We start from the raw sequence: 7,839 nt of genomic DNA, 5'->3' as shown, positions 1-7,839 counted from the left end.
CGCGGTGTCCGGTCGGGCAGCAACGGCTCCAGCCGTGCCCACTCCGCGTCGGTCAAGTCGTGGCGATCAAGCACAGAAGAGATCTACCGCAGCCCACCCGCATGATCCACGGGACACGCTCTAATCCGGTCATGCCCGCAGCCTTCCCCCGGAACGGGCAGGCTGCACCCGCCCATGCCCCTTAACACGCACCTGCTGCTCACCGCGCCCAGTTCGCCGACACAGCGAGCAGCGTGTCGGCGAGGTGGCCACAGCTGCGCGAAGAGGTCACCGCGCAGCATCACCAACTTCGCCGCGACTCCGGCGTGGGCGGCCCTCGGCGAGTACGAGACTGCGGTGCGGGCCGCGGTTCCCGGACGAAGAAAACCGTGGCTGCCTTGAGGATCTCGTTGGCCTAATACTCCAGCCGTAGTTCGTGATCTGCCGGCGTGGCGGTCCCGGACGAGGTACGGCCACCACGTGATCATGCTCGGTTGTGTGGACGCGAGATGATCAAGCGGTGGCGTGGGCCACAGCGTAGAACCCGGCTGTTGGCAGGCCGAGACCGACAGGCTGCTCGATCGGATGGCCGGCCGGTTCGCCCGTGTCGAGACCCGCCGCCGGACCCGGAAGTTCCTGTTCGGGCTGTTGGCCGACCTGCCGCGGAAGAACTGCTGGACCATCGCCGAGCACGCTGGCGACCCAGACCCGCACGGCATGCAGCACCTGCTCAACCGGGCCCGTTGGGACACCGACGGGGTGCGCGATGACCTGCGTGACTTCGTCGTTGACCAGCTTGGTGACGCCGACGCGGTGCTGGTGGTGGATGAGACCGGCGACCTGAAGAAGGGCAGCGCGACGGTCGGGGTGCAGCGCCAGTACACCGGCACCGCCGGCCGGATCGAGAACGCTCAGGTCGCGGTCTACCTGACCTACGCCGGCGCCCGCGGACACGCCATGATCGACCGCGAGCTCTACCTCCCACGGTCCTGGACCACCGACCCGCAGCGGTGCGCGGTGGCCGGAGTGCCCAAGGACATCGAGTTCGCCACCAAGCCGGCGCTGGCCGCGGGGATGCTCACCCGCGCGCTCAACGCCGGCGTGCCGGCCCGCTGGGTCGCCGGTGACGAGGTCTACGGCGCTGATCCCGCGCTGCGCGCCGAGTGCGAGTTCCAGCAGCTCGGGTACGTGCTGGCCATCGGCTGCGACCGGCGCGTCCCCACCGGCGCCGGGCTGGTGCGCGCCGATGAGGTCACCGCCGGGCTACCGCGTCACGCCTGGCAGCGCCAGTCCGCCGGGGCCGGGGCGAAGGGCCAGCGCTTCTACGACTGGGCGTTGATCACACTTGCCCCACCCGCCGACACTGCCGACACCGACAGCGCGTGCTGGTGGTTGCTGGTGCGGCGCCATCGCGACACCGGAGAGTTGGCGTTCTACCGCTGCTACGCCCCGCACCCGGTGCCGCTGCGCGAACTGGTCCGGGTCGCCGGCCGCCGCTGGACGGTCGAGGAGTCCTTCCAGGCCGGCAAGGGCCTCGCCGGGCTCGACGAGCACCAGGTCCGCCGCTGGGGCTCCTGGCGCCGCTGGACGCTGCTGGCGATGATCGCGCACGCCCTGCTCGCCGTGATCGCCGCGAACGAGCACACCGACCGGCCCGCGCCCACCGGACTGATCGCGCTGACCTGCAACGAGGTCCGCCGCCTGCTCATCGTCCTGGTCGTCGAACCCGCCCGCACCCTGGCCTGCCCCCACGCCTGGTCGACCTGGCGACGACGACACCAGCACCGAGCCCGGACCAGCCACTACCGACGGCAGGACGCCATGCACGGATGGACATAACGATCTACAGCTGGAGTACTAACGCAGGTCTCGAACCTCGGCCTTCAAGCGCTACGCTCCTCACGTTCCTCGCTTGTGGGCCGAGCCGATCGGCTTGGTCGACCTGAGCTTGCAGGATCCACTTCCGCAGTGTCTCGGTGCCGGCACGCAGCTTCGGCCCGAGCGCCTTCGCGCAGGCGTAGGGCGTCGGGTACTCCGCGAGCCGGTCCATCGCCACCGCACCGACCGCTCACGCGGCTCGGCCGGGTACTTGTTCCCCGGCATGATGCATATCCTTGTCAACAAGGAAGCGGCACCAAACCGGCACCAAACCCGGGACGGTTCACCACAAACGGTCAGGGCGCGCTGATTCGGGCCGTTGATTCCGGGCACGGGTTCCGGGCCCGCTGGGTGTCCCGGTCGACCTGGGCGGATGCCCACGATGCGCAGAGCACAGCACGGCAGCCCAGAAACGGGCGTTTTCGAGTCGGTCCTCGTCGCGACGCCGAAGCTCGAGCCCTGGGTGCGCGCCTCACCTGATCAACAGCTGGCGTGCCCCGCCCCGTGGGCCTGCCTGCAGCCGGGTCGCCTGCATCTTCACCGGGATCGAAAACAGCCCCTCGACCAGTCCAGTTCGCTTAACCCGGGGCTTTCACGCCGGTCCGTGATTGTCCGGTCCGAGACATAGGAAAGGTGCTCCTGACCTGCAAGGATCGAGATTATCTAGGCCTTGATCAACGCAGGAACCGGAGCACCTTTCTGGTGAAGAAGACTACCGGGCCGTACCCGGCCTCAACAGTGGACGGCGCCGGGTCGAGCGTCGTGCCGCATGCCGGCGGCACGGTCCTGCTCAGGACCGCGCAGGCAGTGGGGCTCACGAGCGCGCTTTCGGCGGCGTTGACCCCGTGGCGGAAGCCGCTGGCCCGCCACGACCCGGGCAAGATCGTGGCCGACCTGGCCGTGTCGCTGGCCATCGGCGGGGACTGTCTGGCCGACCTGGCCCAGCTGCGGGCCGCGCCGGAGGTGTTCGGGCTGGTTGCCTCGGACCCGACGGTGTCCCGGCTCATCGACGCGCTGGCCGCTGACGCCCCGGCCGCGCTGGCCGCGATCGCGACGGCGCGGGCGACGGCTCGGGAGCGGGCGTGGTTGCTGGCCGGCGAACACGCTCCCGACCACGCGGCCAACGCGGCCCGGCCGGTGGTGATCGACGTCGATGCGACCCTGGTCGGCGCGCACTCGGAGAAGGAGTCCGCGGCGCCGACGTTCAAGCGCGGGTTCGGCTTCCACCCGCTGTGGGCGTTCGTCGACCACGGGGTCGAGGGGACCGGGGAGCCGCTGGCGTTCGTGCTACGGCCGGGCAACGCCGGATCGAACACGGTGGTCGACCACATCGCCGTGCTCCGCGCTGCCTTGGCCCAGCTGCCTGGCGGGCACACCCGCGGCAGGAAGGTGCTCGTCCGAGTCGATGGCGCCGGGGGCACCCATGAGCTGCTGGCCTGGCTGACCCGCCGGCGGCTGTCCTACTCGGTGGGGTTCTCCCTGCCCGGCGACCTCGCCTCGATCCAGGCCAAGCTGGCGACCATCCCCGACCAGCTGTGGGAGCCGGCCTACGACGCCGACGGGCAGCTGCGCCCCGGGGCCTGGGTCGCCGAGGTCACCGGCCTGTTCACCCAGGACACCTGGCCGGCCGGAATACGACTGATCGTGCGCAAGGAACGCCCGCACCCGGGCGCGCAGCTGCGCATCACCGACATCGACGGCCTGCGCGTGACCGCGTTCGTCACCAACACCACGAAGGGCCAGCTGGCCGACCTGGAGCTGCGGCACCGCCGCCGGGCTGTGACCTGACCGCGTGGATGCAAACCCTCGCCCTGACCGGGCACCCCGGCTACGAGCAGGCCCGCCGCTGGGAACCCAAACGGCTACGCCTGCGACTGTTCTCCATCCCCGCACGAGCCGCCCGCACCGGCCGCCGCCGCCTGCTGCACCTGGCCGCCACCGCGCCGTTCACCGCGCTCGCCCTGGCCGCCCTCGAAGCACTGACCCGGCGGACAGCTGGCTCGGGGTCTAGCAGCCGCCATATCCTGGCCGCGGCTGGGCATCAAGGCTCAGGATCGAGAGGAGTCGCACCCGATGACGCTGTTCGCGCCGTTCACGCTGCGCGGTGTGCCGCTCAGGAACCGCGTTGTGGTGTCCCCGATGAGCCAGTACCGCGCGCAGGACGGTGTCGCGAACGACTGGCATCTGGTCCACCTCGGTCGGTTCGCCCTCGGCGGTGCCGGCCTGGTGTTCTCCGAGGCGACCGCGGTCCAGGAGCGCGGCCGGCGTACGCACGGCGACCTCGGGATTTGGTCGGACGCCCACGTTGACGGTCTCGCGGCGGTCACCCGCTTCCTCCAGCGGGAGGGGGCGGTGGCGGGAATCCAGCTCGCGCACGCGGGGCGCAAGGCGAGCGAGCGCCGGCCGTGGCACGGGGAGACACCGGTCGATGAGGAGGACATCGCCCGGCGCGGTGAGCAGCCGTGGCCCGCTGTGGGCCCCAGCGGGGTCCCGTACGCCGAGGGCTGGCCCGCGCCGGCCGAGATGAGCGCCGAGGACATCAGGGAAGTCATCGGGGCGTTCCGCGCCGCCGCTGAGCGGGCCCGCGAGGCGGGTTTCCGGGTGATCGAGGTCTACGCCGCCCACGGCTTCCTTCTCCACCAGTTCTACTCCCCGCTTGCGAACCGACGTCGCGACGGCTACGGGGGAAGCCTCGAAGGGCGAGGCCGGCTGGTGGCCGAGGTCGCCGCGGCGATCCGCGAGGTCTGGCCCGACGAGTATCCGTTGATCTTTCGTCTGTCGGTGACCGACTGGCACCCGGACGGCTGGCAGGTCGATGACACGATCCACCTGGCGCGGCGCCTGAAGGACCTGGGCGTCGACGCGATCGCCTGCACGAGCGGCGGCATCTCCGGACGCGAACGCCCGCAGGGCATGACCCTCGAACAGGGGTACCAACTGCCCCTCGCCGCCCAGGTGAAAAAGGGCGCCGGCATCGCGACGATCGGTGTCGGCCTGCTCTGGGATCCCAAGCTGGTCAACCGCGCTCTCGAGCAGGGCGACGTCGACCTCGTCGCGCTCGCCCGGGAGCTGCTGGAGAACCCCAACTGGACTTTGCACGCGGCCCGTGAGCTAGGCGCTGACCAGGACCACCAGATGTGGCATCCGGAGTTCGGCTGGTGGCTCGAGAAGCGGGCGCGCGCCGTGCGCAGGCTGGGGCTTCGCAGCTGAGACGCAACGGCGGCAAAAACCGACCGCCTCCTGACCGAGGCCTACGGCGCGCCCACTGACCTTCTGCTCTTCTGCTGAGCTCGCGTTCCCCCTTATGGTGAAAGGGACTCAGCCGGTGAAGTTGCAGATCACCGGATGAGTCCTGCGGCATGATCCAGGGCCCATGCCCGGCACCCGCTTGCTCGCCGCCGTGTCGGTCCTCATCACGGCCGCGACCCTTGCCGGATCCGGGAGCGCAAGCCCAGGGCAGACTGCGGTTGAGGATGCCCTGGGCTTGGCAGGGCGCCCACTCCCCGCCGGACCTGTCGAGGCCGCAGACTCGAGGCGCCGAACGCCGCGCCGATCGCCAGGCGCCGGATTCGCGGTCATGAAGTTTCGCCCCGACCGGCGGCGACGTCCTTGCGTGCCAGGGCACGCTGCCCCGGTGAACAGCTCCAGGCGGGGACGACTGTCGTGGAGCCATATCACCGCGCCTCCCCGTCCGATGCTCAGTCATCGTCGATCGGTAGGCAGGTCGCAGCCGGCCCCTCTATGCCTGCCGGTGGAACCGCCGGTGCAGGTCGTGGACCTGTTCGGTCAGATCGGGGATCGGCCCGAGAACCGGGATGCCGGGGACGACCTCCTGAATGGGAATCGTGCGCACCGGCGGCGGGGGGATCCCCATGTCGGCGAGCCAGCTGGCCAGCTGCCCGGATGAGTGCACGTACACGATGCGGCCGAGACCGACCCACCCATGCGCTGCCGAGCACATCGGGCAGTGCTCTCCAGATGTGAAGACCGTGGCCTGGGCGCGTTCCCCAGGCGCCATGTTCTCTGCCGCCCAACGGGCCAGGGCGAACTCCGGATGCCTGGTCCGGTCTCCCGTGGACACCACCCGGTTGTGGTCCTCGGCCAGGGCCGTCCCGTCCCCGGCCGCCAGCACCGAACCGAACGGTTCCTCCCCGCAGGCAAGGGCCTCCTCGGCCAGTTCGAGGCAGCGTCGCAGATGTTGCCGGTCAGACTCCGTCAGTTCCGGCTGATGCGATGAAGGAGCGGGGCCTCCGCTCCTCGTGACTCCCGGCTCATGCTCGGGGTGCACGCCATCGATTCGAGGAGGCCCCTGTGAGCGGAGCATACGAGGGAAAGCAGATCGTCGGGATGGATCTGCATCGGCGGCGGTCGGTGCTGGTGCGGATGACCGACACCGGCGAGCACTTGGAGACGGTGCGGATCTCCAACGACCCGGACTACCTGCGGCAGGTGATGGCCCGTGCCGGTGAGTCACCCGAGGTCGTGCTGGAAGCGACGTACGGCTGGTACTGGGCCGCGGACACCCTGGCCGAGCTGGGTGCGCACGTGCACCTGGCGCACCCGTTGGGGGTGAAGATGTTCTCCTACCGACGGGTGAAGAACGACGAACTCGACGCCGGCGATCTCGCCGACCTGCTGCGGATGGGGCGGCTGCCGGAGGCGTGGATCGCGCCGCCGGCCACCCGGGAGCTGCGCGGCTGGGTACGGCACCGCGCGAAGCTGGTCGGGCTGCGCTCGAACGTGAAGTGCCAGGTCCACGCGGTGCTGGCCGGCGCCGGCGTGCAGGTACTGATGAGCGACTTGTTCGGCCCGGGCGGGCGCGGGCTGCTGGCCGCGACAGCGATGCCGGTGGAGTCGCGGTCCCGGATCGACTCGCTGTTGCGGGTGATCGGTGCGCTGGACTTCGAGATCGACACCTTCGCCCGGCTGGTCACCGGCCGGCTACGCGAGGACCCCGGATATGCCGCGATCCGGCAGATCCCCGGTGTCGGGCCGCTGTTGGGGGCGGTGTTCGTGGCCGAAATCGGCGACATCCACCGCTTCTCACGGCCGCAGCAGTTGGCGTCGTGGGCCGGGCTGACCCCGACCCATCGCGAGTCCGACACCACTGTGCACCGCGGCCGGATCACCAAGCAGGGCTCGCGGTTGGTGCGGTGGGCGGCGGTCGAGGCGGTGCAACGCGTTCCCAGCCACACGCGTCTCGGGCAGACCCGCGACCGGGTCGGCGAACGCCGGGGCCGCAACATCGGCGTGGTCGCCGCCGCCCGCGAGCTCATCACGCTGGTGTTTTACGGCTTGCGCGATCGCCACATCCGCGCTCTGGCTGCTCGAACGGCCCGACCAGAGGTGGCGTGAGCCGCCCCTTCGACTCGCGATGGACGCAGATCGTGCAGGTCATGATCCCCGAGCCGGCTCGGCGTGATCGCCCCTTCTGATTGATCTCGCTCACCGCGACCCCTCTCTTCTTGTCGCAGCGCACCATGCCGCCCACGTTCGGCCCGGCTAAGGGATGACCGACAGCCCCCACCGCGGGGCCTGTCCACCAGCCAGGGACACCTTGGCCATGGAGCAGCACCACGCACCTCACCGACCAGATTCTGCGGGAGACGCCAGCACCCTGTTCTGATCCTCCAGCCTGAACAAGCGTGCACCGATCGGCGACGGCGTCAAGGACCTACGGCCGCTGACGCGGTCGCCCTCCGGGCGATCCTTGACCCCGCCGCCTACCTCGACGCGCCCACAAGCAGGCGGAGCACATCAAGAAAAAGATCAACAGCAAGAACGGGGGTTGACCGGCCCCGCTCCTTCAGGGATGACCTGGGGACTGCAGGTTCTTCATTGGCCGCTTACCCCTTCACTGAGGTGATCTCAGCAAGATCGTAGCGCGACGTGAGCGCGACACGCTCATATCGGACAATCTGCGCGGTGCTGGTGAGAGCGTGGGGTCCCCCGATAGGGAGTTCTCACCACAAGATCGACCCG

Annotated in this window: 4 protein-coding genes and 1 pseudogene; 4 read left to right on the top strand and 1 reads right to left on the bottom strand. The window is 70.0% G+C overall.

Annotation, left to right across the window (positions count from 1 at the left end; translation table 11 throughout):
- Positions 1-564 precede the first annotated feature (564 nt).
- The 3 genes and pseudogenes from KME75_RS38020 (at position 565) to KME75_RS38010 (ending at position 5,067) form a co-directional block, all read left to right on the top strand.
- A complete protein-coding gene (locus tag KME75_RS38020; RefSeq protein WP_219419784.1) occupies positions 565-1,818 on the top strand; it encodes an IS701 family transposase in 1,254 nt (417 codons plus the stop codon).
- Between the two features lie 741 nt (positions 1,819-2,559).
- Positions 2,560-3,839, top strand: a pseudogene (locus KME75_RS38015) (IS1380 family transposase); the annotation flags it as partial.
- 91 nt (positions 3,840-3,930) lie between these two features.
- On the top strand, positions 3,931-5,067 hold the full coding sequence (locus KME75_RS38010; protein WP_219419783.1) for an NADH:flavin oxidoreductase/NADH oxidase: 1,137 nt from the start codon (positions 3,931-3,933) through the stop codon (positions 5,065-5,067).
- A 529-nt stretch (positions 5,068-5,596) separates the two neighbouring features.
- Here the strand turns inward: KME75_RS38010 and KME75_RS38005 are convergent.
- Positions 5,597-6,076 carry a nucleoside deaminase gene (locus tag KME75_RS38005; protein WP_246633635.1) on the bottom strand — a complete coding sequence of 160 codons (480 nt, stop codon included), beginning with the start codon at positions 6,074-6,076 and terminating at the stop codon, positions 5,597-5,599.
- Positions 6,077-6,168: 92 nt separating this feature from the next.
- Here KME75_RS38005 and KME75_RS38000 point away from each other — a divergent pair, with 92 nt between their 5' ends.
- Complete coding sequence (locus KME75_RS38000) at positions 6,169-7,212, top strand: IS110 family RNA-guided transposase (protein ID WP_219419781.1); 1,044 nt, start codon at positions 6,169-6,171, stop codon at positions 7,210-7,212.
- Positions 7,213-7,839 lie beyond the last annotated feature (627 nt).

Origin of the sequence: Pseudonocardia nigra (assembly GCF_019396355.1) — a bacterium.
Taxonomy (GTDB): Bacteria; Actinomycetota; Actinomycetes; order Mycobacteriales; family Pseudonocardiaceae; genus Pseudonocardia; species Pseudonocardia nigra.
This window is presented reverse-complemented; position numbering and strand designations above follow the sequence as displayed.